The organism is Brucella sp. LJL56 (genome assembly GCF_054871705.1).
In genome coordinates, this window is record NZ_JBTXLQ010000001.1 from 1,176,343 (window position 1) to 1,195,387 (window position 19,045).

Genomic DNA, 19,045 nt, shown 5'->3' on the forward strand with positions numbered 1-19,045 from the left:
GTCACACCTCACCCGGCCATCAACATCAGGCCGCCAAGTGCGGTAGCGCCACCCGCCAGACGCAAAGCAATTTTGCCATTCTTGCCCGCCATGAGGCGTCCTGTGGCAAGGCCGATACCCATGCCAGCGGCGTGTAGCAGGGCCGTGGCGAAAGCAAATCCAGCCGCATAGGACAGGAAGGCTGCGCCTCCGATTTCCCCGCCATGCGCATGGCCATGGAAGAAGGCAAAGAAGCCCGCGATGATGGCACCCACGACCGGGGAAACGGGCAGAGCAAGCGCCACCAGCAGGCCCAGTACGACGACCGAAGCCAAAATGACCGGCTCAACAAAGGGCAGTGGCATGCCCAGAAGTGCCGCCACAAAGCCAAGCAGCATCACGCCGACAAATGCTGCTGGCACGACGAAGAGTGCTCGTCCACCGAGCATGGCGGCCCAAAGCCCTACCGCAACCATCGCCAGAATATGGTCCGTACCGGAGAGCGGATGCGTGAAGCCCGCCGCAAACGAGCCATGTTCGGCCGGATTAAGATGGGCAAAGGCGGGGCTTGCGGTGAGCGCCATCGCTACCGCGGCGAGAACCGTAGTCTTCTTCATTATCGTACCTTTCAAAAAACAGGTTCGCTTTGGCGAAACCTGAAAATCAGCGAATTGGCTCGTGAACCGTTACGAGCTTCGTGCCATCGGGAAATGTGGCTTCGACCTGAATGTCGTGGATCATTTCGGCCACGCCTTCCATCACCTGTTCGCGGGTGATGACGTGCGCGCCTGCTTCCATCAGATCGGCGACCGTGCGCCCATCGCGGGCACCTTCAACGACAAAATCGCTGATCAGTGCGATCGTTTCCGGATGATTGAGTTTTACCCCGCGCTCCAGACGGCGGCGGGCAACCATGGCGGCCATGGCGATCAAAAGCTTGTCTTTTTCCCTGGGCGTCAAATTCATGACTTCGTTCCAAACTTCATACTTTCAAAGCGGTATGCATTCCGCTGGCGTTAAAAGCGGCGGGATTGCCGCGAACTCAAAATGTCCAAACTTTGGGCAGTCCTGCCTTGCCGTTAAGCAGGGCAAGCAATGGCCCCAGACGTTTGCGCAAGGCATAACTATCCGGCGCGTAAAGCCGCGCCATCAGCTTGGTTGCAGCACCAACCTGCCAAAGGCTGGCACCACCCTCCTCTCCAATGATCTGCCGGGCGGCTTCCAGATGTCTCCCGGCTTCGCCTGAAATCAAAAGCACGGTGGCGACGGCAAACGCTCCATCGGCCACTGGACGCGCTTGCAATTCGGCTCCAACATCTGGTCCCAGCCGAAACTCTTCGGCATGCACAAGCTGTCCACCCAACCGCACACGCCAACGATCACTGAACATCGCTTCATCAACCCGCTCACCCATGGCAAGGCGCCCGAATATAGTCGCCTCCACCACCAGGATTTCCGCCCCCTCCTCCAGTTCGACATCCAGCGTTCGTGACAACACGGATTGATTGAACAGAATGGTTTCCTGCGGAAGCCAAGCAAGACGCGTGCCTTTTGCAGCCTTCAAGCGCGTGGCAATGCGTGCCTCGCCGCCCCCTGAGCGATAGATGCGCTCACAGGCCTGCGTGGTAATGACGGCCGAAACGTTTTCGCCAAGCTCCACATCCCATCGCAGTCGGTCACCGCCCGTCAGCCCTCCTGATGTGTTGATCAGGATTGCTTCCAGCGGATCGCCTCCGACCTGCGGCATGCGGATCTTGGCTGCGCCTTCCTGGTAGAGCCTGGAAATGCGCGAACGCCCGTCCTTGAAATGTATCGAAAGCCCGCCCAGCCCGTTGACGCGCTGCGAGGAGAGCTCCGCTAACTTATTGTTATTTATTATCATCTGCGCGAATCTCGTATTGCTCTTCTAAAGCAGAACCGGGCGCAGAATAAAGGGGGGTGGGGGTGCGGCAGGACGCCGCCACACCTCAGAAAGTTTGAAAATGTTTCATCAAAAGTCATCGCAATCCCACCCGAAGCGATGTTTCGGATGGGATCTACCGGTCAATTCCGTCGTCAGCTACGTATTGGCGCTGGGCGCCTAACTGTCTTGCGATACAGATGCCAAGTCGCATGCCCAAGGATGGGTATTGCCAGCGCCAATCCGGCAAACATCGTGGCAAAACCCACGATCAGCATCACAGTTACGATTGCCGCCCAAAGCAGCGATTCCAAGGGATTGCGCATGACGACCCGCAACGATGTCGCAGTTGCCACCGCCGCACCACAGTCCTGATCGAGCAGCATTGGAAAAGTGACAATCGTCGAACACAGCACAACAATGGCAAAAAGCAATCCGACCCCGCAGCCCGCGAAGATCAAACTACGACCTTCTTCAGTCGATGATATCTGGTTCATCATCATGGAGAAGCTCTCGGGAGGCATCGGGCCGAAATAATGAATATAGAGGTTCTGGGCCACCAGTAGCCACGCGACAAAGATTGCGAAGAGAAAAGCACCGACAGCCAGGATAGAAGGCAATGCGGGAGAATGGGTCACATCAAGCGCACGTTTCCACGAGGTATCCAACTTCTCTTCACGACGTCGGCTCATCTCATAAAGTGGCAACGCAGCAATCGGCCCGATCAAAGCAAAACCTGACATCAAAGGGAACAAAAGCGGCAGCGCGTTTGCGTTCGTGCTCCAATAGGTGATGAGCAACCCCGCAAAGGGATATATGAGACAAAGAAAAACATAATGCGAAGGCTTTGCCCAGAAATCTTCAAATCCCAGACGCAAGGCCTCAAATACATCCACCATGCGGATGCGTTTAACTTCGGGGTAGAAGGTTGATTGGTCTCGTCCTGCAATAACATGAAACTGTGCCATGACGCTCCTCCTGCGGGTTAGGCAGTCCTGACGGCAAGGCAGCGGTCAGGACATGGCCTGCACGCAATTTTCGGCTTTCGCACGGTCGCCGGATAAGTCCGCCTGTCCGTGACACCAATCCGCCAGGCTGAAGCCCAGACGGTCTCATTCTATTCAACTGTCGCCCAGTATACATCGAAAAGACCGGTTGCGAAAGAAAAGCGCTTTCCACAATGACCAGCATCAATGGGAACCACGGGTAAAATCAAATTTTGGGATTTCAATCAGAGTATAATGGTGCTGCGAGAGAGGATTGAACTCTCGACCTCTCCCTTACCAAGGGAGTGCTCTACCACTGAGCTACCGCAGCAATCTCTTGAGTGCGGCGGACTTCTGCCACATCATTACGCAAATCGCAAGCAAGCAATTGCATTTCTTTTCACATAATGTGGAAATCTGTCGGGCATGCATTTGAAAGCAGCTTTTCCGGCCCTTTTTCCCGTAGTAGAAGACCGCCATGAGCGAAAATACGACCAGCAGAGGGAAACAATCCCAATCGGACCAGCGCAAAAAGCGCCGAGCCGAAGAATTGCGCGCGAATCTGATGCGCCGCAAAGCGCAATCGCGATCGCGTCGCGCAGGTGAAGCAGATGAACGCAACGATGGTATCACTGCTGCCAGCGACGATACCGACTGAGAATCACAACAACAAAGCCTTCCTTGATGATAGGGAGGCTCTACGGTAAAAGCTCATTTCTGTTCTTTGCAGCGATATCGTCCCATTGTGATTCGTTTTTGACGTAATTTGGCCGCAAGACTCGTAATTTCATGACGCAGCGCCACCGCGCCACAAGGGCTGCCGGATTTGGCGCAATTTTATCGGGCAAGGCATCCGCCCAGAAGGTGACACAGCATGGATCGCATCAAAATCGTCGGAGGCAACAAGCTCAACGGCATCATTCCAATCTCCGGCGCAAAGAACGCCGCTCTGCCGTTGATGATCGCCTCGCTTTTGACTGACGATACGTTGACGCTCGAAAATGTGCCGCATCTGGCCGACGTGGAGCAGTTGATCCGCATCCTCGGCAATCATGGTGTCGATTATTCGGTCAATGGCCGTCGCGAACACCAGAACGGTGCCTATTCGCGCACGATTCATTTTACCGCTCGCAACATTGTGGATACCACCGCACCTTATGAGCTGGTCTCTAAAATGCGTGCAAGCTTCTGGGTGATAGGCCCGCTTCTGGCGCGCATGGGCGAAGCAACAGTGTCCCTTCCAGGCGGCTGCGCCATTGGTACGCGTCCGGTCGATCTGCTGCTCGATTGCCTTCAGGCACTGGGCGCGGAAATCGATATCGAAAACGGTTATGCCAAGGCGCGTGCGCCGAAGGGTGGTCTTGTCGGCGGGCGGTATCGCTTCCCGAAGGTTTCGGTTGGTGCCACGCATGTCATGTTGATGGCCGCAGCTCTGGCCAAGGGTGAAACCGTGATCGAAAACCCGGCGCGCGAACCGGAAGTCGTCAATCTCGCCGACTGCCTCAATGCCATGGGCGCGAAGATTACCGGTGCCGGAACCGATACTATCCACATTGAAGGTGTTACCAGCCTTTCTGGCGCGCGCGTGCGCGTTATACCGGATCGTATTGAAGCAGGAACCTATGCCATGGCTGTCGCCATGACCGGGGGCGATGTGCTGCTGGAAGGCGCACAGGAAAGCCAGCTTTCCGCCGCCCTCGAAACGCTGCGGCAGGCGGGAGCGGAAATCACCGAGACCAATAGCGGCCTGCGCGTCGTGCGCAATGGTCATGGTATCCATCCCGTCGACGTTACGACCGACCCCTTCCCCGGTTTCCCGACCGATTTGCAGGCTCAGTTCATGGGCCTGATGACAAAGGCGAAGGGAACCTCGCGTATCACGGAAACGATTTTTGAAAATCGTTTCATGCACGTGCAGGAGCTTGCTCGCCTTGGCGCAAAAATCTCCCTGTCCGGCCAGACTGCAACCGTCGAAGGCGTGGAACGTCTGAAAGGTGCACAGGTGATGGCAACGGATCTCCGCGCGTCGGTGTCTCTTGTCATTGCTGGGCTTGCTGCCGAAGGCGAAACCATGGTCAACCGCGTTTATCATCTGGATCGCGGTTTCGAGCGCCTGGAAGAAAAGCTGTCTCGCTGCGGCGCAATAGTGGAACGTATCAGCGGTTGATATGACCGGGCCGGAGTGACGTTCATTGCTCCGGCTTTTTCTTGCGTAACGTTTGAGATTCCAGTTGAAGGGCGACAGGCTTGAAAAGTCTGTCGATTTTTTTGTTTTGACATGCCAAGTTGATAATTGGCGAAGTGGGTAATTGATTTTCCGCCCGCTGGAGCTGTTATTGACCGAAAACTGGAAAGTGGTGCTGGAATATGGATATGTTGAAGCTTGTGGCACTAGATGAGGAGGATTTGCAGGTCCTGTCGGCTCATCTTCAGGACGCAGTTTTGAAAGTATCTGATCTCCAGTATCTCGGGCACGAAAAACGTTTCGTGCTGACAGCAAACCGCTTCGTCTGGGAAGAAAGCAAACCGAAATTTCTGCGCAAACCGCAATACCAACGCCGGAAAACGGCCCTGCACTTCAATCGTGTGATAGCAGCCAAAGCAACTGGGATTGACCGCCAAAAACCGGATGACGTGCTTTCCCTGATGGCCATTCAGTTCACTGCCGGTGAAACACCTGCCGGAACAATAGAACTGACTTTTTCGGCAAATGCGGCTATCCGTCTTGAAGTAGAATGTATCGAAGCGCAAATGACGGACCTCGGCGCGGCGTGGGAAACGGAATCACTTCCTCGCCATAACGTCTGAGAGGGGGTCATACTGAACCGTCTTTCGTCAGCCAGACGCCAGTCGGGCAAAGCATATTTGAAGGAATAGAAGCGTGGTCAAGACGCTCAGACAAACCGATCCCGATTTCGAGAAGAATTTCGCTACATTTTTGGCCAGCAAGCGCGAAGCTTCCGAGGATGTAGATCGCGCAGCGCGCGAAATCGTTGATCGGGTGCGTCGTGAAGGCGACAGTGCACTCATCGATTATTCCCGCCGTTTTGATCGTATCGACCTTGAACAGACAGGAATTGCCGTCACCGAAGCGGAAATCGATGCAGCTTTCGAACTCGCTCCTGCCTCGACTATCGAGGCTTTGAAACTGGCTCATGAGCGCATCGAAAAGCATCATGCGCGGCAATTGCCCAAGGATGACCGCTATACGGATGCGCTCGGCGTGGAACTCGGCTCACGCTGGACAGCCATTGAGGCTGTGGGGCTTTATGTTCCGGGAGGGACCGCAAGCTATCCCAGTTCTGTATTGATGAACGCCGTTCCTGCCAAAGTGGCAGGCGTAGAGCGCATCGTCATGGTGGTCCCGGCCCCCGACGGCATCCTAAATCCACTGGTTCTGGTGGCAGCCCGTCTGGCTGGCGTTTCCGAAATCTACCGCGTCGGTGGTGCGCAGGCTATTGCTGCCCTCGCCTATGGCACCGAAACAATTCGACCGGTCGCCAAGATCGTCGGCCCAGGCAACGCCTATGTTGCCGCGGCCAAGCGCATCGTTTTCGGCACGGTTGGCATCGACATGATCGCCGGTCCGTCCGAAGTGTTGGTCATTGCCGACAAGGACAACAATCCCGACTGGATCGCGGCAGATCTTCTTGCACAAGCGGAACACGATGCTGCTGCACAGTCGATCCTGATGACCAACGATGAGGCTTTAGCTCTGGCTGTCGAAGAGGCTGTCGAAAGACAGCTTCGTAACCTGCCACGCGCGCAAACCGCAGCCGCGAGCTGGCGTGATTTCGGTGCAATCATTCTGATCGATGATTTCGAAGCCGCCGTCCCTCTTGCCAATCGCATAGCAGCCGAGCATCTGGAAATCGCCACAGCCGATCCGGAAGCCTTGCTGCCAAAAATCCGCAATGCAGGATCGATCTTTATCGGTGGCTATACGCCGGAAGTGATCGGGGATTATGTCGGCGGCTGCAACCATGTTCTGCCAACGGCACGCTCGGCGCGTTTTTCATCCGGCTTATCCGTTCTCGATTATATGAAGCGTACGTCGCTTCTCAAGCTGGGTCCTGATCAACTGCGTGTCCTCGGACCTGCAGCCATCGAGATCGCCCGTGCCGAAGGCCTTGATGCTCACGCGCAGTCTGTTGCCATCCGGTTGAATCTATGAGGTGACATGACTGCCGGTGTTCCAAATGCCCGCCTTGTTGACGTCGAGCTCGATGAGTCCATCGGGCGTTCGACGCCTGACGTCGAGCATGAACGTGCAGTGGCCATTTTTGATCTCATCGAAGAGAATTCTTTCCATCCTATCGGTGACGACACGGGCGGGCCTTACCGGCTGAAGCTTTCGTTGATGGAATCGCGACTGATCTTCGCCATCACCCGCGAAGCCGGCGAAGACGTCGCAACCCATATTCTCTCGCTCACGCCTTTGCGTCGTGTCGTTCGGGATTATTTCATGATTTGCGAAAGCTATTATCAGGCAATCCGTTCAGCCACACCGAGCAAGATCGAAGCAATCGATATGGGTCGTCGTGGACTGCACAATGAAGGATCACAAACACTTCAAGCTCGACTGAAGGGCAAGATCGAGGTTGATTTCAGCACTGCACGGCGGCTCTTCACACTTGTCTGCGTTTTACACTGGAGGGGCTGATCATCGATGGCCATCGCCGATGTACCTCCCGTGACTGTTAGTGCCGATGGCCCCGAAGATCATAAACAGCGCTTGCCAACATCGCTGCTTTTCGTCTGTGGCAAGAATGCAATTCGTTCACCAATGGCGGAATTACTTGCAAGACAGGCCTTGCCACCCAATATTTATGTAGCTTCCGCCGGTGTGAAACGGGGGGAGCGTGATCCTTTTGTCGATGCTGTACTTCAGGAAGAAGGCTTATCGCTCGACAATCGGCAACCACGTGGCCTTGAAGAACTTGCGGATGGTTATTTCGATCTGATCGTGACGCTCACGCCGCTCGCTCACCATACAGTGCTCGAGCGAATGCGCGGTTTCTCGGTCGATGTCGAATATTGGCCAACGCCGGACCCGACACTGGTGGCGGGTAGCAGAAGCCAGATCATGGCGGCTTATCGCGATGTGCGTGACCGTCTGAAGCGGCAAATCATGCAGCGTTTTGACAAGAACGGTTCCGGGTAATACGGAACCGCTCTAACTCTTTGTTTTGTCGCATTATCCTACACAAAACTGCTTCGCATTTTTGCGGGAAATGCTCCGGCATTAAGTTCGCGGAATTCCGTTGTTCACAAATGCCGCCTAATCATATAGGTTCCGCGCAAATTCCGACCTAAAGACCGCTCGAGAGCGGCATTTTATCAAAGAAAGAAACAGGTATCGCATGGCGAAAGAAGAAGTCCTAGAATTTCCGGGTGTTGTTACGGAACTGCTGCCGAATGCAATGTTCCGCGTGAAGCTCGAAAACGAACATGAAATCATCGCTCATACGGCAGGCCGTATGCGCAAGAATCGCATCCGCGTTCTGGCCGGTGACAAAGTTCTGGTTGAGATGACCCCATACGATCTGACCAAGGGCCGCATCACCTATCGCTTCAAGTAAGCAAACCGTCCCCGTTCCAGGAAATGTCTATTCGATGAGCGCGCAACACAAGCTGGTTCTTGCCTCCGGTTCTCCACGCAGGATCGAGCTTCTTGGGCAAGCAGGCATCGAACCGGACCATATCTATCCGGCCGATATAGATGAAACGCCGCAGCGCGCGGAACACCCGCGCTCGCTGGCGCGACGTCTGTCGCGGGAAAAGGCGCGCAAGGCACAGGAACAGCTCAAGGACGATGCGAGTTTCGCCGATGCGTTCATTCTTGCGGCCGACACGGTTGTGGCTGTTGGTCGTCGCATTCTCCCAAAGACCGAGATCGCCGACGAAGCACGAGAGTGTTTGCGTCTGCTTTCCGGACGTACACACAAGGTTTTTACAGGGGTAAGCCTTGTCTTGCCGAACGGGAATTTACGTCAGACGCTGGTTGAAACACGCCTGCGCTTCGAACGCCTATCTCGCCAGCAGATGGATGCTTATCTCTCGTCCGGTGAATGGCGGGGGAAAGCCGGCGGCTATGCTATCCAGGGACTGGCGGGTAGTTTCGTCGTGAAGCTCGTTGGCTCCTATACCAACGTAGTGGGATTACCGCTGCAGGAAACCATAAGCCTGCTGAATGATGTCGACTATCCGGTTTACGCGAACTGGGATAGCGGGAAGGTCTGAAGAACAAGCATGAGCGACAAGAAGGACATATCAGCAGCAGCAGGTGCACGCGTGACACCGTTGCGTCCGACACGCCCTTGCCCGGAATGCGGAAAACCTTCAGCACGCGAATCCTATCCGTTCTGCTCGCCACGCTGTAAAAGCATCGACCTCAATCGCTGGCTGTCGGGTAGCTATGTATTGCCGGGAAAGCCGATCGATGAAGAGGAAGAAGAAGGGAACTAGGCCTTCCGCAAAGCGGCTTCCTCCAATAAAATCAGTTATTTATCAAAGATGTGAGAAAAGCTGATAAAAATTGCGATACGGTGCTGGACAGCACGAAATTTAATGCTATAACCCACCCACTTCCGGCGGAAACCAACACCGCCTTGAACAAGCAAGCCGCTTGTTACGGATGCCCGGATAGCTCAGTTGGTAGAGCAGCGGATTGAAAATCCGCGTGTCGGTGGTTCGAATCCGCCTCCGGGCACCATTGAATCTTCATATATGTACATAGTTGTGCTTAGATTCGCCGAATCTTTCGTGTGTTAGACTATCGGCATGATCGTCTGGAATGTTGACCTATTGGGTTTTCTCTGCAAGTGCTCGTAGCTTAATAAGCGCCCTCCCAATTCTTCCCCAAGTGAGGAAATCTCCATGCTCTGGACTTTGTTCGGCATTCTTTCGGGTGCCTGTATCGCCATTCAGGCTCCCATCAATGCGGCGCTCGCGCGCGGACTTGGTTCTCCGGTCACCGCAGCAGCGATTTCCTTTCTGTCAGGCGCAGTCATTCTTGGCATGATCGCAGCCATAACCGCACGTGCAACGGGCGCGATGCCAGCATTCAATGTGCCTGCAGGCTGGCTGTTCGTGGCTGGCGGTGCGCTTGGCTGTATTTATGTGACCGCGTCTGTATTGCTCACACCACGCATCGGGGCTGCGGCTGTGATGGGGCTTGCCGTCGCCGGGCAATTGGTGGCGGGGCTTGCCGCAGATCGTATCGGTTTCATGGGGGTAGCAGTGCGCGAAATCACTGCAGGGCGCGTAGCCGGAGCCGTATTATTGCTGACCGGTGCCTTGATGATCCGCTTTCTCTAAAAGCAAAAGCCGCGCTGGATTTTTTCAGCGCGGCTTTTTTTATCAACCCTTGAAGGTGTATTCCGTAATCGACTGCGGCTTCATTTCAATCGAGAAGCCCGGCAGTGATGGCGGCATATAGGCCGCATCCTTGATGATGCATGGCTCGATGAAATGCTCGTGCAGATGATCCACATATTCGATCACGCGACCGTCCATCGTGCCTGAAACGGCAACATAATCGATCATGGAAAGATGCTGCACATATTCACACAGGCCAACGCCGCCCGCATGTGGCCAGACCGGCTTGTTGTATTTCGCAGCAATCAGCAGCACGGCCAGAACTTCATTCAGGCCACCCATGCGGCATGAATCAATCTGGACGATGTCGATCGCACCTTCTGCGATGAACTGCTTGAACATGATGCGGTTCTGGCACATTTCGCCGGTCGCTACCTTCACGTCGCCAATGGCTTCGCGGATTTTGCGATGACCTGCAACATCATCCGGGCTGGTCGGCTCTTCGATGAAGAATGGCTTTGAGAAAGCAAGCTTGTTGACCCACTCGATCGCCTGATCGACTTCCCATACCTGATTGGCGTCGATCATCAGATAACGATCCGGACCGATCACTTCGCGCGCGATAGTGAGACGACGAATATCGTCTTCAAGATCACGACCAACCTTCATCTTCACATGATTGAAGCCCTCGTCGATGGCTTCCTGACAAAGACGGCGCAGCTTTTCGTCGTCGTAGCCGAGCCAGCCTGCCGAAGTCGTGTAGCAAGGATAACCCTTGGCTTCGAGCTGAGCGATACGCTCCGCCTTGCCGCTTTCTGCTTTGCGCAGAATTTCAACGGCTTCGTCACGGGTCAGCACGTCGGTCAGATAGCGGTAGTCGACGATGTCGGCGATTTCCTCAGCCGAGAGTTCCGACACCAGACGCCAGACCGGCTTGCCGGACTGCTTTGCCAAAAGATCCCAGAATGCATTGACGACAGCACCGGTTGCCAGATGCATCGCACCTTTTTCAGGGCCTATCCAGCGTAGCTGGCTGTCGCTTGTCAGATGGCGCCAGAACTTGCCGGGTGCGGAGCGGACCACATCGAGATCGACGCCGACCACCAGATGGCGCATCGCAAGAATAGCCTGACAGCAGATGTCATTGCCGCGACCGATAGTAAAGGTGAGGCCATGGCCTTTCAGAGCCTCGTCATCCGTATCGAGGATAACATAGGCTGCCGAGTAATCCGGGTCCGGGTTCATCGCGTCAGAACCGTCCAGACTTTGCGAAGTCGGGAAGCGAAGATCGAAGACGCGAAGATCAGTAATTTTGGTCATTTGTAATTCCGCGATCCGAACATGATCCCCAAAAGTAGCAACACGTTTTAGGGATCATGCTCAAAAAAATTAAACGTCAGCGCGCACGTTCTGCTTCTGCGAGCCGAGGCCTTCAATGCCGAGTTCGACAGTGTCGCCAGCCTTGAGATAGCGCGGTGGCTTCATGCCCATGCCGACGCCGGGAGGCGTGCCGGTGGAGATGATGTCGCCGGGCTGCAGAGACATGAACTGCGAGAGATAGGAAACGAGGTAGCGCACGCCATAAACCATGGTCTTGGACGAGCCGTCCTGCATGGTTTCGCCATTGACCTTGAGCCACATGGCAAGGTTTTCCGGGTCGGCAATTTCTTCCTTCGTCACCAGCCATGGGCCGGTTGGACCAAAAGTGTCGCAGGATTTGCCCTTGGTCCACTGACCCTGACGCTCGATCTGGAATGCGCGTTCGGAGACGTCGTGGATGGTGCAGTAACCGGCGACATAATCAAGCGCATCGTCTTCGCTGACATATTTCGCGGTCTTGCCGATCACGATGCCGAGCTCCACTTCCCAGTCGGTCTTTTCAGAACCGCGTGGGATGAGAAGGTCGTCGTTCGGGCCAACGATGGCAGACGTTGCCTTCATGAAGATGATTGGTTCGGATGGAACGGTTGCACCCGTTTCCGCCGCATGGTCGGAATAGTTGAGACCAATGCAGATGAACTTGCCGGTGCCAGCAACGCAAGGACCAAGGCGCGGATTGCCTTCAACCTTCGGCAGCGAATTGACATCGAGCGCGCCGAGCTTGGCCAGCGCATCCGGGGCCAGAGCCGCACCCGAAAGATCGCCTACATGGGCGGACAGATCGCGGATCGAACCATCGGCATCGAGAAGGCCCGGCTTTTCCTGACCGGCTTCACCGTAACGAAGAAATTTCATGAGTTTACTCCTTTAAGGGGATAGTCGCAGCCGAACTTAAATAGTCCAACCGCCATCGATATTGTAAGCTTGTCCGGTCGTGTAGGTCGCACCGGCGAGATAAACTGCGAGATCCGCGATCTCTTCCGGCTGACCGATACGGCCAATAGGCTGACGCGCGATGAAGGCCGCGCGCTGCTCTTCATAATCGCCCTGCGCACGCAGGCGGTCCTGCAGCGATGGGCTTTCAACCGTACCGGGGCAAATGGCGTTGCAGCGGATGCCCTTGGCGACATAGTCGGCAGCAACAGCCTTGGTCAGACCAATGACAGCGGCCTTGGTGACACCATAGGCAAAGCGGTTCGGCACGCCCTTCACGCTTGAAGCAACCGATGCCATGTTGACGATTGCGCCGTCCTTGCGCTCCAACATGCCCGGCAGCACCGCGCGAATGGTGCGGATCATCGAGCGGATATTGAGATTGACGGCGAAGTCGAGGTCTTCGTCCTTCATTTCCAAAATCGAACCGCCATGGACAATACCTGCGCAGTTGAACAGGATATCGACCTGACCGATCTCGGCAACGAGTGACTTCACTTCCGCCTCATCAAGCACATTGAGCTTGCGGGTGATGATGCCCGAAACACCGTCGAGTTCCTTCAGCGCTGCTTCGTTGATATCGGTCGCATAGACCTTTGCGCCAGCTTCCGCAAAAGCCAGCGCACTTGCACGGCCAATGCCCTGAGCTGCGGCTGTCACCAGTGCGGTTTTTCCATCAAATCGTATCGTCATCTTTATGCCTTCCGTTCAACAAGCAGGATGTGGTCGCAAGCCAGCACCACTTCATCCCGCTGATTAAGCACTTCGCACCGCTCGGTAACGCGGCCCATATTTGCCCGTTTCGGGTCGTCTTCCTTAGCGCTGATCGTCACGCGCGTGCGGATCGTATCGCCGATATGAACCGGACGAATAAAGCGCAGACGATCATAACCATAGGAAAATGCAACCGGATTGATCAGCGTCGCCGTCAATCCGACGCCGATTGCAAAGATCATCGTGCCATGGGCAATGCGCTGACCACCCGGCAATGTCTTGGCAAATTCCGCATCCATATGGTGGGGGAAAAAATCGCCCGTATGTCCGGCATGCACCACGAAATCCGTTTCGGTGATCGTGCGGCCCGTGGTGAGGCGCACATGGTTCATTTCATAATCTTCGTAGTAGATTTTCTGTTCAGACATGATCAAAACTCCGGTTTTGCAGCAAGCGGCGTGGCGGGCGCAGCGCTTGACTGATAGGCCGCTTCGACCAGCGCCATGGTGTGCCAGGCATCTTCGACCGAGCCGATAAGCTCTGCGTCTTCGCCGGTCACGAAGCGCTGCAACTGCGCCATGCGGTTTAAGAATGCGTCCGGGAACCATGCGCCTTCAAGCGCGACCTGCACCCAGTCATCCCCGCCTTTTGGCTTGATCCAAAGCTCGTCCGGCTCACCGCGCGGATAGTCGAGATTGACGCCGAGTTTCACATAGGCCGCACCCTCGGTGCCACAGATGCGGAACTCGCAGGCCTGAAACTTGCGTCCAAAATCATGGTCATGATTGATCGACAGCGCACAGCGCACACGATTGCCATAATCAAGAATTGCAGCCGTGCGGGTCTGAGCGACTTCGTGGTTTGGATGGCCGATGGTCTTGGCATGAACACCAAGAGGATTGCCGAGCAACCCGCGCACAAAATCCAGATAATGGATCGAGTGCATGGCGATCTCGATACGCGGGAGACCTTTGAGGAACGGCCACAGACCCCAAGGCGTGGCGAGCGCCAGCCAGGCGTCAAAATCCACTACCTCGCCAAGCAGGCCCTTATCGACCGCGTCGTAAAGTGCCAACATCATCGGCGCAAAACGCAACTGGAAATTCACCGCAGCTTTGAGATTACGTGCGCGGCAGACTTTCAGGATTTCCGTTGCCGCGGCTAGATCGCTGCCCATCGGCTTCTGGATCAGGACGGCTGAGCCTTCCGGCAATTGCGCGAGGATCGAAGCATGAGCTGAGGGCGGTGTGGCCAGATCGAAGATCGCGCCTTCAATGGCAATCGCCTCTTCAAGACTTGCAAAAGCCTTCACGCCCCATCGATCGGCAAGCGCCGATGCCTTGTCCAGATTGGGATCGAAAATGCCTGCAACCGGAAAGCCGCCCTTCTTGTAGGCGGGCAGATGCGCGTCGCCGACAATGCTGCCCGCACCGAAAATCACAATCGGCTTTGGCCGTGCGGGCTTCGCCCACCACTGGCGCAGGGTTTTCGGATCAAAAGCTTCAGTCATGATGGAAAACCTCCTCCATCATTGCCCACCACTCGCCCTCTTTACGGGTTTCAAGCGGCTTCTGACATGGCATGCAGACGGACCACCATTCCTGATTTTTCGGGTTATCGGCCATCTTCTTCATATCGTCTTCAAAGTCGGTGCCGATATATTCCCATGTGCCAAACAGCAGGTTCTCCGGCTCTTTGAGAAAGATCGTGTAATTGGTGATATTGCACTGCGAAATGAGTGCCAGAATTTCCGGCCACACGCTCGCGTGCAGCTTCTTATATTCTGCGATTTTCTCAGGCTGAAGCCCGATCACCATGCCCATTCTTTGCGCCATTATGACCTCACGATCTCGCGGGTGAATTCGGAAACCGAACGCGCGCGCACGGCATCCCAATCCCACGAAATACCAATGCCCGGTTCGGATGGTGCAATGGCGTGGCCATCGCGGATTTCCATGCCCTTGGTGGTCAGGTCATCAAGCTGCGGGATATATTCGACATAGCGTCCGTTCTGTACCGCACAGGTCAGACTGACATGCAGTTCCATCAGGAAGTGCGGGCAGACAGGAATGTCGAAAGCTTCTGCGGCGTGTGCCACTTTCAGCCAAGGCGTGATGCCGCCGATACGCGCCACATCGACCTGCACGATGGAGCAAGCGCCCTTCTGCATATATTCGCGGAAATGACGGATCGAATAGATCGATTCACCCACCGCAATCGGTGTCGGGGTGGAACGGGTCAGGCGGATATGACCGTCAAGATCATCCGCCGGAAGCGGCTCTTCAATCCATGCCAGATCGAGCTCTTTCAGGCGTTCGGCACGGCGGATTGCCTCATCGACCGTAAAGCCCTGATTGCAATCAGTCATGATCTCGAAGCCATCACCAACGGCTGCGCGGACTGCTGCCAGACGCGCATAGTCTTCCGAACCATGCGGCTTGCCGATCTTCACCTTGGAGCCAGAGAAGCCCTTGGCTTTGGCGGCAAGCGCATCCTCGACCAGCGCTTCTTTCTCGATATGCAGCCAGCCGCCTTCGGTCGTGTAAAGCGGACAACGATCCTTGGCACCCCCAGCCAATTTCCACAGCGGCAGGTTCTGTTTCTTCGCACGCAAATCCCAGAGGGCAGTATCGATTGCAGCAAGCGCCAAAGCGGTAATCGCGCCAATGGTTGTGGCGTGGGTCGCAAATTCGAGTTTACGCCAGATCGCCTCGATGCAATCTGCATCCTCATTGAGGATCAACGGCACCAGATGATCGCTCAACAGCCGCATGACGGACGAGCCGCCCGTGCCGATGGTGTAGCTATAGCCCGTACCCACCGCACCATCGCTGTCAGTGATGGTGACGATTGGCGTTTCCTGGCTCACAAAGCTCTGGATCGCATCTGTACGCTTGACCTTCGGCGGAAGGTCAACCATGCGCAGTTCGACTTTTTCAATGCGTGCCATGATTATACCGCCAAACTCTTGCCGTTTGCCGCATCAAACAGATGCGCCTGCGACAGATCAAAATGCATGGAGATCGCTTCACCGGAATTGAGAGGGCGCGGGTTGAGCATACGCGCCACCCATTCCTTGCCGGCGAACTCGGCGAAGACCAGTGTTTCATTGCCGAGCGGTTCGGTGATCGAGACGCGCATGTCTTTTTCGTGCACGGCGTCGCCGGTGGAAATGCCGTGACCTTTCGGGAAGATATCGTCCGGACGCAGGCCGAATGTCACCTTGGCGCCGTCCGTGACCTTGGCCTTGAACTGTGCAGGCACTGGCAGGCGGTCACCACTGGCAAAGACCAGTTCCGAACCCTGCACGGTTGCCTCAGCCATATTCATGGGCGGCGAGCCGATAAAGCCCGCAACAAACTGCGTCGCAGGGCGCTTGAACACTTCATCCGGGGTTCCGACTTGTTCGATATGTCCGTCGCGCATGATGACGATGCGATCCGCCAGCGTCATGGCCTCGACCTGATCATGCGTCACGTAAACGACGGTGGACTGCACCTTGGCATGAAGCTTCTTGATCTCGGTGCGCATCTGCGTGCGTAGCTTCGCGTCGAGGTTGGAAAGCGGTTCGTCGAACAGAAACACTTCCGGATTGCGCACGATGGCACGGCCCATGGCAACGCGCTGGCGCTGACCACCCGAAAGCTGTGCCGGGCGGCGCTCCATCAGCGCTTCAAGGCCAAGAATGGCGGAGGCTTCATTGACACGTCGGTCGATTTCCGCCTGCGGCTGCTTGGCGATTTTGAGCGAGAAGCCCATGTTTTCACGCACCGACATATGCGGATAGAGCGCATAGGACTGGAACACCATGGAGATGTTGCGATCACGCGGCGGCAGATCGTTCACAACCTTGCCGCCAATTTCCAGCGCGCCGTCGGAAATGCTTTCAAGACCTGCGATCATGCGCAGTGTCGTGGACTTGCCACAGCCGGACGGACCGACCAGCGCCACGAACTCCTTGTCGGCAATTTCGAGATTGATGCCATGCACCACTTCGACATTGCCGTAGCGCTTGACGAGATTTTTAATGGAAAGCTGAGCCATTGTAATATCAACCTTTAACCGCGCCGAACGTCAGACCAGCAACGAGATGTTTCTGGACGATGAATGTGAGGGTCAGCGCCGGAATAATCATCACGACCGCCAGCGCGCACATGCCGCGCCAGTCGATGGTGAATTCAGCGGTGTAATCGAGAAGACCGACAGGAAGGGTCTTGGAATTGACCGAGCGAGTAAGCTGGGAAGCCAGCGCATATTCGTTCCATGAAGTGAGGAAGGCGAAGATGCCAGCAGTCGCAATGCCGGGACCAGCCAGCGGAAATTCCACCTGCCAGAAGGCCTGCCAGCGCGTGCAACCGTCAATCTGGGCTGCTTCTGCCAGGTCCTTCGGCACCTGACGGAAGAAGCCGTCGATCAGCCAGATCGTGAATGGCACATTGAGCGCCACATAGGTCAGGATGAGGCCGAAATGCGTGTCGATGATGCCGATACGGGAAAAGACCATGAAGAGCGGCAGCGAAAGCGCAATGCCCGGCACCGAACGCGTCAGCATGAGGCCGAGGAAGGTGGTCGACTTGCCCCAGAAGCGGAAGCGCGCAAAGGCATAGCCGCCCGAAACGCCAACGATCAGCGCGATGATGGTGGATGTGACCGAGATAATCAGCGAGTTGCGGAAATAATCCCAGACCGGAATACCGCCGCCGCCTGCGCCCGAGAACATGGCGCGATAAGCCTCGAAGGTGATTTCCTGCGGAATCCAGACCGGCGGCTTTGCCATGATTTCGACCGGCGGACGCAGCGAGGACAGCACGATCCACAGGCCGGGCAGGCAAATGATCGCCATCGCCAGAAACAGACCGATCAGGTAGGCGACTTTCTTGACGCGGCGCAGCAGGCGATGCTGATCATTAGAGAGTGTTGCGTGAGCCATGATTACCACTCCGCTCCAATTTGCGCGCGTGCGGCTGCAAGCTTGCGGAAGAACATTACGGTGAAGAGGATCGAAAGCAGGATCGCGACATAGGCCATGGCATTGGCCAGCCCCATCTGCGCATCCGAATAGGCGGTGCGTCCAACCAGCGTCCAGATCAGCTCGGTTCGGCGTGCCGGGCCACCATCGGTCATGATCTTCACGATGTCATAAGCGCGCGCCACATCGAGCGAACGAATGGTCATTGCAATGAAGGCAAATGGCATCAGATAGGGCCAGATGACATAGCGGAACGTCTGCCATGGCGTGCAGCCATCAACGCGCGCGGCTTCAACCGGGTCCTGCGGCATGGACAGAAGACCGCCCAGAATGAGGATTGCGAATACCGAGGTCGACATCCAGACTTCTGCCAGCAAAATCGCAAACAGCGCCAGATTGCCGTCGATCAGCCACGGAATAGCGGTATCGGTGATACCAAGCGATTGCAGCGCATTGTTCACGAGACCGATATTGTCGTTGAACATGAACTTGAACTGGAAGCCGACAAGAACCGGCGAAAACATCATCGGGAACATCATCAGCGTACGCAAAACACGCTGGCCATGGGTCGCCTTGTTGATGAGCAGCGCCAGTCCAAGGCCGAGCAGCATTTCCAGATTGAGCGCAATGGTGAGGAAGATCACCGTGCGGATGAATGCAGCCCAGAACACCCAATCGCTCATGATGCGCTGATAATTGCGCAGGCCGATGAATTTGAACAGGCTGTCAGGGCGCGTCAGCCGAAACGGCGTGAAGCTTGAATAAAGCGAAAGCGCGAGGGGAAACAGAACCACCGCTGCAAGGATGATAATGGCCGGAAGCAAAAGCAGAACCGGCGGGGAAATTCGTTTAAACATTGTTCTT

General features: G+C 55.8%; 24 protein-coding genes and 2 tRNA genes. 11 read left to right on the forward strand and 15 right to left on the reverse strand.

Features of this window, described 5'->3' with window-relative positions:
• Positions 1 to 8: 8 nt before the first annotated feature.
• The 5 genes from ACYSN1_RS05700 to ACYSN1_RS05720 all read right to left on the reverse strand — a co-directional run bounded on the left by ACYSN1_RS05700 (position 9) and on the right by ACYSN1_RS05720 (position 3,196).
• Entirely contained in the window at positions 9 to 596 is a 588-nt protein-coding gene (locus ACYSN1_RS05700) for a HupE/UreJ family protein (RefSeq protein WP_461724775.1), read from the reverse strand.
• A 46-nt stretch (positions 597 to 642) separates the two neighbouring features.
• Positions 643 to 945, reverse strand: coding sequence for an urease subunit gamma (locus tag ACYSN1_RS05705; RefSeq protein ID WP_461724776.1), 303 nt, complete (start codon positions 943 to 945; stop codon positions 643 to 645).
• A gap of 76 nt (positions 946 to 1,021) precedes the next feature.
• Positions 1,022 to 1,861, reverse strand: coding sequence for an urease accessory protein UreD (locus ACYSN1_RS05710; RefSeq protein ID WP_461724777.1), 840 nt, complete (start codon positions 1,859 to 1,861; stop codon positions 1,022 to 1,024).
• A gap of 173 nt (positions 1,862 to 2,034) precedes the next feature.
• Complete coding sequence (locus ACYSN1_RS05715) at positions 2,035 to 2,847, reverse strand: DUF2189 domain-containing protein (RefSeq protein WP_461724778.1); 813 nt, start codon at positions 2,845 to 2,847, stop codon at positions 2,035 to 2,037.
• Positions 2,848 to 3,121: 274 nt separating this feature from the next.
• Positions 3,122 to 3,196: transfer RNA gene (locus ACYSN1_RS05720), tRNA-Thr, on the reverse strand.
• Between the two features lie 147 nt (positions 3,197 to 3,343).
• Between ACYSN1_RS05720 and ACYSN1_RS05725 the strand changes: the two genes are divergently transcribed.
• The 11 genes from ACYSN1_RS05725 (at position 3,344) to ACYSN1_RS05775 (ending at position 10,185) form a co-directional block, all read left to right on the forward strand.
• Entirely contained in the window at positions 3,344 to 3,523 is a 180-nt protein-coding gene (locus tag ACYSN1_RS05725; protein WP_461724779.1) for a hypothetical protein, read from the forward strand.
• Between the two features lie 216 nt (positions 3,524 to 3,739).
• Positions 3,740 to 5,032 carry a UDP-N-acetylglucosamine 1-carboxyvinyltransferase gene (gene murA, locus ACYSN1_RS05730; protein ID WP_140020233.1) on the forward strand — a complete coding sequence of 431 codons (1,293 nt, stop codon included), beginning with the start codon at positions 3,740 to 3,742 and terminating at the stop codon, positions 5,030 to 5,032.
• A 200-nt stretch (positions 5,033 to 5,232) separates the two neighbouring features.
• Complete coding sequence (locus ACYSN1_RS05735; RefSeq protein ID WP_461724780.1) at positions 5,233 to 5,673, forward strand: DUF2948 family protein; 441 nt, start codon at positions 5,233 to 5,235, stop codon at positions 5,671 to 5,673.
• A 73-nt stretch (positions 5,674 to 5,746) separates the two neighbouring features.
• Positions 5,747 to 7,039, forward strand: a complete 1,293-nt coding sequence (gene hisD, locus ACYSN1_RS05740) for a histidinol dehydrogenase (RefSeq protein WP_461724781.1) — start codon at positions 5,747 to 5,749, stop codon at positions 7,037 to 7,039.
• Between the two features lie 6 nt (positions 7,040 to 7,045).
• Positions 7,046 to 7,528, forward strand: a complete 483-nt coding sequence (locus ACYSN1_RS05745) for a UPF0262 family protein (RefSeq protein ID WP_140020236.1) — start codon at positions 7,046 to 7,048, stop codon at positions 7,526 to 7,528.
• Positions 7,529 to 7,534: 6 nt separating this feature from the next.
• Positions 7,535 to 8,029 carry an arsenate-mycothiol transferase ArsC gene (locus ACYSN1_RS05750; protein ID WP_461724782.1) on the forward strand — a complete coding sequence of 165 codons (495 nt, stop codon included), beginning with the start codon at positions 7,535 to 7,537 and terminating at the stop codon, positions 8,027 to 8,029.
• Between the two features lie 199 nt (positions 8,030 to 8,228).
• On the forward strand, positions 8,229 to 8,447 hold the full coding sequence (gene infA, locus ACYSN1_RS05755; protein ID WP_002965531.1) for a translation initiation factor IF-1: 219 nt from the start codon (positions 8,229 to 8,231) through the stop codon (positions 8,445 to 8,447).
• Between the two features lie 34 nt (positions 8,448 to 8,481).
• Positions 8,482 to 9,108, forward strand: a complete 627-nt coding sequence (locus tag ACYSN1_RS05760) for a Maf-like protein (RefSeq protein WP_140020238.1) — start codon at positions 8,482 to 8,484, stop codon at positions 9,106 to 9,108.
• A gap of 9 nt (positions 9,109 to 9,117) precedes the next feature.
• Positions 9,118 to 9,333, forward strand: coding sequence for a DNA gyrase inhibitor YacG (gene yacG / locus ACYSN1_RS05765; RefSeq protein ID WP_461724783.1), 216 nt, complete (start codon positions 9,118 to 9,120; stop codon positions 9,331 to 9,333).
• A 171-nt stretch (positions 9,334 to 9,504) separates the two neighbouring features.
• Positions 9,505 to 9,580, forward strand: a tRNA-Phe gene (locus ACYSN1_RS05770).
• 164 nt (positions 9,581 to 9,744) lie between these two features.
• Positions 9,745 to 10,185: a DMT family transporter gene (locus ACYSN1_RS05775; protein WP_461724784.1), complete on the forward strand. Its 441-nt coding sequence runs from the start codon at positions 9,745 to 9,747 to the stop codon at positions 10,183 to 10,185.
• Positions 10,186 to 10,227: 42 nt separating this feature from the next.
• Here ACYSN1_RS05775 and ACYSN1_RS05780 read toward each other — a convergent pair whose 3' ends face one another.
• The 10 genes from ACYSN1_RS05780 to ACYSN1_RS05825 all read right to left on the reverse strand — a co-directional run bounded on the left by ACYSN1_RS05780 (position 10,228) and on the right by ACYSN1_RS05825 (position 19,038).
• Entirely contained in the window at positions 10,228 to 11,505 is a 1,278-nt protein-coding gene (locus ACYSN1_RS05780) for an L-fuconate dehydratase (RefSeq protein WP_461724785.1), read from the reverse strand.
• Between the two features lie 69 nt (positions 11,506 to 11,574).
• Positions 11,575 to 12,420: a fumarylacetoacetate hydrolase family protein gene (locus ACYSN1_RS05785; protein ID WP_461724786.1), complete on the reverse strand. Its 846-nt coding sequence runs from the start codon at positions 12,418 to 12,420 to the stop codon at positions 11,575 to 11,577.
• A gap of 36 nt (positions 12,421 to 12,456) precedes the next feature.
• On the reverse strand, positions 12,457 to 13,191 hold the full coding sequence (locus tag ACYSN1_RS05790; protein ID WP_461724787.1) for an SDR family oxidoreductase: 735 nt from the start codon (positions 13,189 to 13,191) through the stop codon (positions 12,457 to 12,459).
• A 2-nt stretch (positions 13,192 to 13,193) separates the two neighbouring features.
• Positions 13,194 to 13,640 (reverse strand): MaoC/PaaZ C-terminal domain-containing protein, encoded by a 447-nt coding sequence (locus ACYSN1_RS05795; RefSeq protein WP_461724788.1) that lies wholly within the window; start codon positions 13,638 to 13,640, stop codon positions 13,194 to 13,196.
• 2 nt (positions 13,641 to 13,642) lie between these two features.
• Complete coding sequence (locus tag ACYSN1_RS05800; protein WP_461724789.1) at positions 13,643 to 14,722, reverse strand: Gfo/Idh/MocA family protein; 1,080 nt, start codon at positions 14,720 to 14,722, stop codon at positions 13,643 to 13,645.
• Positions 14,715 to 15,047 (reverse strand): L-rhamnose mutarotase, encoded by a 333-nt coding sequence (locus tag ACYSN1_RS05805; protein ID WP_461724790.1) that lies wholly within the window; start codon positions 15,045 to 15,047, stop codon positions 14,715 to 14,717. Before ACYSN1_RS05805 ends, ACYSN1_RS05800 begins: the two co-directional genes overlap by 8 nt.
• On the reverse strand, positions 15,047 to 16,162 hold the full coding sequence (locus ACYSN1_RS05810) for a mandelate racemase/muconate lactonizing enzyme family protein (protein WP_461724791.1): 1,116 nt from the start codon (positions 16,160 to 16,162) through the stop codon (positions 15,047 to 15,049). The genes ACYSN1_RS05805 and ACYSN1_RS05810 overlap by 1 nt, the downstream gene beginning before the upstream one ends.
• 2 nt (positions 16,163 to 16,164) lie before the next feature.
• A complete protein-coding gene (locus ACYSN1_RS05815; protein ID WP_461724792.1) occupies positions 16,165 to 17,256 on the reverse strand; it encodes an ABC transporter ATP-binding protein in 1,092 nt (363 codons plus the stop codon).
• Between the two features lie 7 nt (positions 17,257 to 17,263).
• A complete protein-coding gene (locus ACYSN1_RS05820) occupies positions 17,264 to 18,142 on the reverse strand; it encodes a carbohydrate ABC transporter permease (protein WP_461724793.1) in 879 nt (292 codons plus the stop codon).
• A gap of 2 nt (positions 18,143 to 18,144) precedes the next feature.
• On the reverse strand, positions 18,145 to 19,038 hold the full coding sequence (locus ACYSN1_RS05825; protein WP_151646039.1) for a carbohydrate ABC transporter permease: 894 nt from the start codon (positions 19,036 to 19,038) through the stop codon (positions 18,145 to 18,147).
• Between the last annotated feature and the right edge of the window lie 7 nt (positions 19,039 to 19,045).

Coding starts and splice junctions, on each gene's coding strand:
- yacG (WP_461724783.1), top strand. CDS start 9,118: ATGAGCGACAAGAAGGACATATCAGCAGCAGCAGGTGCACGCGTGACA.
- ACYSN1_RS05820 (WP_461724793.1), bottom strand. CDS start 18,142: ATGGCTCACGCAACACTCTCTAATGATCAGCATCGCCTGCTGCGCCGC.
- ACYSN1_RS05700 (WP_461724775.1), bottom strand. CDS start 596: ATGAAGAAGACTACGGTTCTCGCCGCGGTAGCGATGGCGCTCACCGCA.
- ACYSN1_RS05710 (WP_461724777.1), bottom strand. CDS start 1,861: ATGATAATAAATAACAATAAGTTAGCGGAGCTCTCCTCGCAGCGCGTC.
- ACYSN1_RS05725 (WP_461724779.1), top strand. CDS start 3,344: ATGAGCGAAAATACGACCAGCAGAGGGAAACAATCCCAATCGGACCAG.
- ACYSN1_RS05825 (WP_151646039.1), bottom strand. CDS start 19,038: ATGTTTAAACGAATTTCCCCGCCGGTTCTGCTTTTGCTTCCGGCCATT.
- ACYSN1_RS05790 (WP_461724787.1), bottom strand. CDS start 13,191: ATGACGATACGATTTGATGGAAAAACCGCACTGGTGACAGCCGCAGCT.
- ACYSN1_RS05705 (WP_461724776.1), bottom strand. CDS start 945: ATGAATTTGACGCCCAGGGAAAAAGACAAGCTTTTGATCGCCATGGCC.
- ACYSN1_RS05810 (WP_461724791.1), bottom strand. CDS start 16,162: ATGGCACGCATTGAAAAAGTCGAACTGCGCATGGTTGACCTTCCGCCG.
- ACYSN1_RS05750 (WP_461724782.1), top strand. CDS start 7,535: ATGGCCATCGCCGATGTACCTCCCGTGACTGTTAGTGCCGATGGCCCC.
- ACYSN1_RS05715 (WP_461724778.1), bottom strand. CDS start 2,847: ATGGCACAGTTTCATGTTATTGCAGGACGAGACCAATCAACCTTCTAC.
- ACYSN1_RS05785 (WP_461724786.1), bottom strand. CDS start 12,420: ATGAAATTTCTTCGTTACGGTGAAGCCGGTCAGGAAAAGCCGGGCCTT.
- ACYSN1_RS05760 (WP_140020238.1), top strand. CDS start 8,482: ATGAGCGCGCAACACAAGCTGGTTCTTGCCTCCGGTTCTCCACGCAGG.
- ACYSN1_RS05780 (WP_461724785.1), bottom strand. CDS start 11,505: ATGACCAAAATTACTGATCTTCGCGTCTTCGATCTTCGCTTCCCGACT.
- ACYSN1_RS05800 (WP_461724789.1), bottom strand. CDS start 14,722: ATGACTGAAGCTTTTGATCCGAAAACCCTGCGCCAGTGGTGGGCGAAG.
- ACYSN1_RS05775 (WP_461724784.1), top strand. CDS start 9,745: ATGCTCTGGACTTTGTTCGGCATTCTTTCGGGTGCCTGTATCGCCATT.
- infA (WP_002965531.1), top strand. CDS start 8,229: ATGGCGAAAGAAGAAGTCCTAGAATTTCCGGGTGTTGTTACGGAACTG.
- ACYSN1_RS05815 (WP_461724792.1), bottom strand. CDS start 17,256: ATGGCTCAGCTTTCCATTAAAAATCTCGTCAAGCGCTACGGCAATGTC.
- ACYSN1_RS05745 (WP_140020236.1), top strand. CDS start 7,046: ATGACTGCCGGTGTTCCAAATGCCCGCCTTGTTGACGTCGAGCTCGAT.
- ACYSN1_RS05735 (WP_461724780.1), top strand. CDS start 5,233: ATGGATATGTTGAAGCTTGTGGCACTAGATGAGGAGGATTTGCAGGTC.
- ACYSN1_RS05795 (WP_461724788.1), bottom strand. CDS start 13,640: ATGTCTGAACAGAAAATCTACTACGAAGATTATGAAATGAACCATGTG.
- ACYSN1_RS05805 (WP_461724790.1), bottom strand. CDS start 15,047: ATGGCGCAAAGAATGGGCATGGTGATCGGGCTTCAGCCTGAGAAAATC.
- murA (WP_140020233.1), top strand. CDS start 3,740: ATGGATCGCATCAAAATCGTCGGAGGCAACAAGCTCAACGGCATCATT.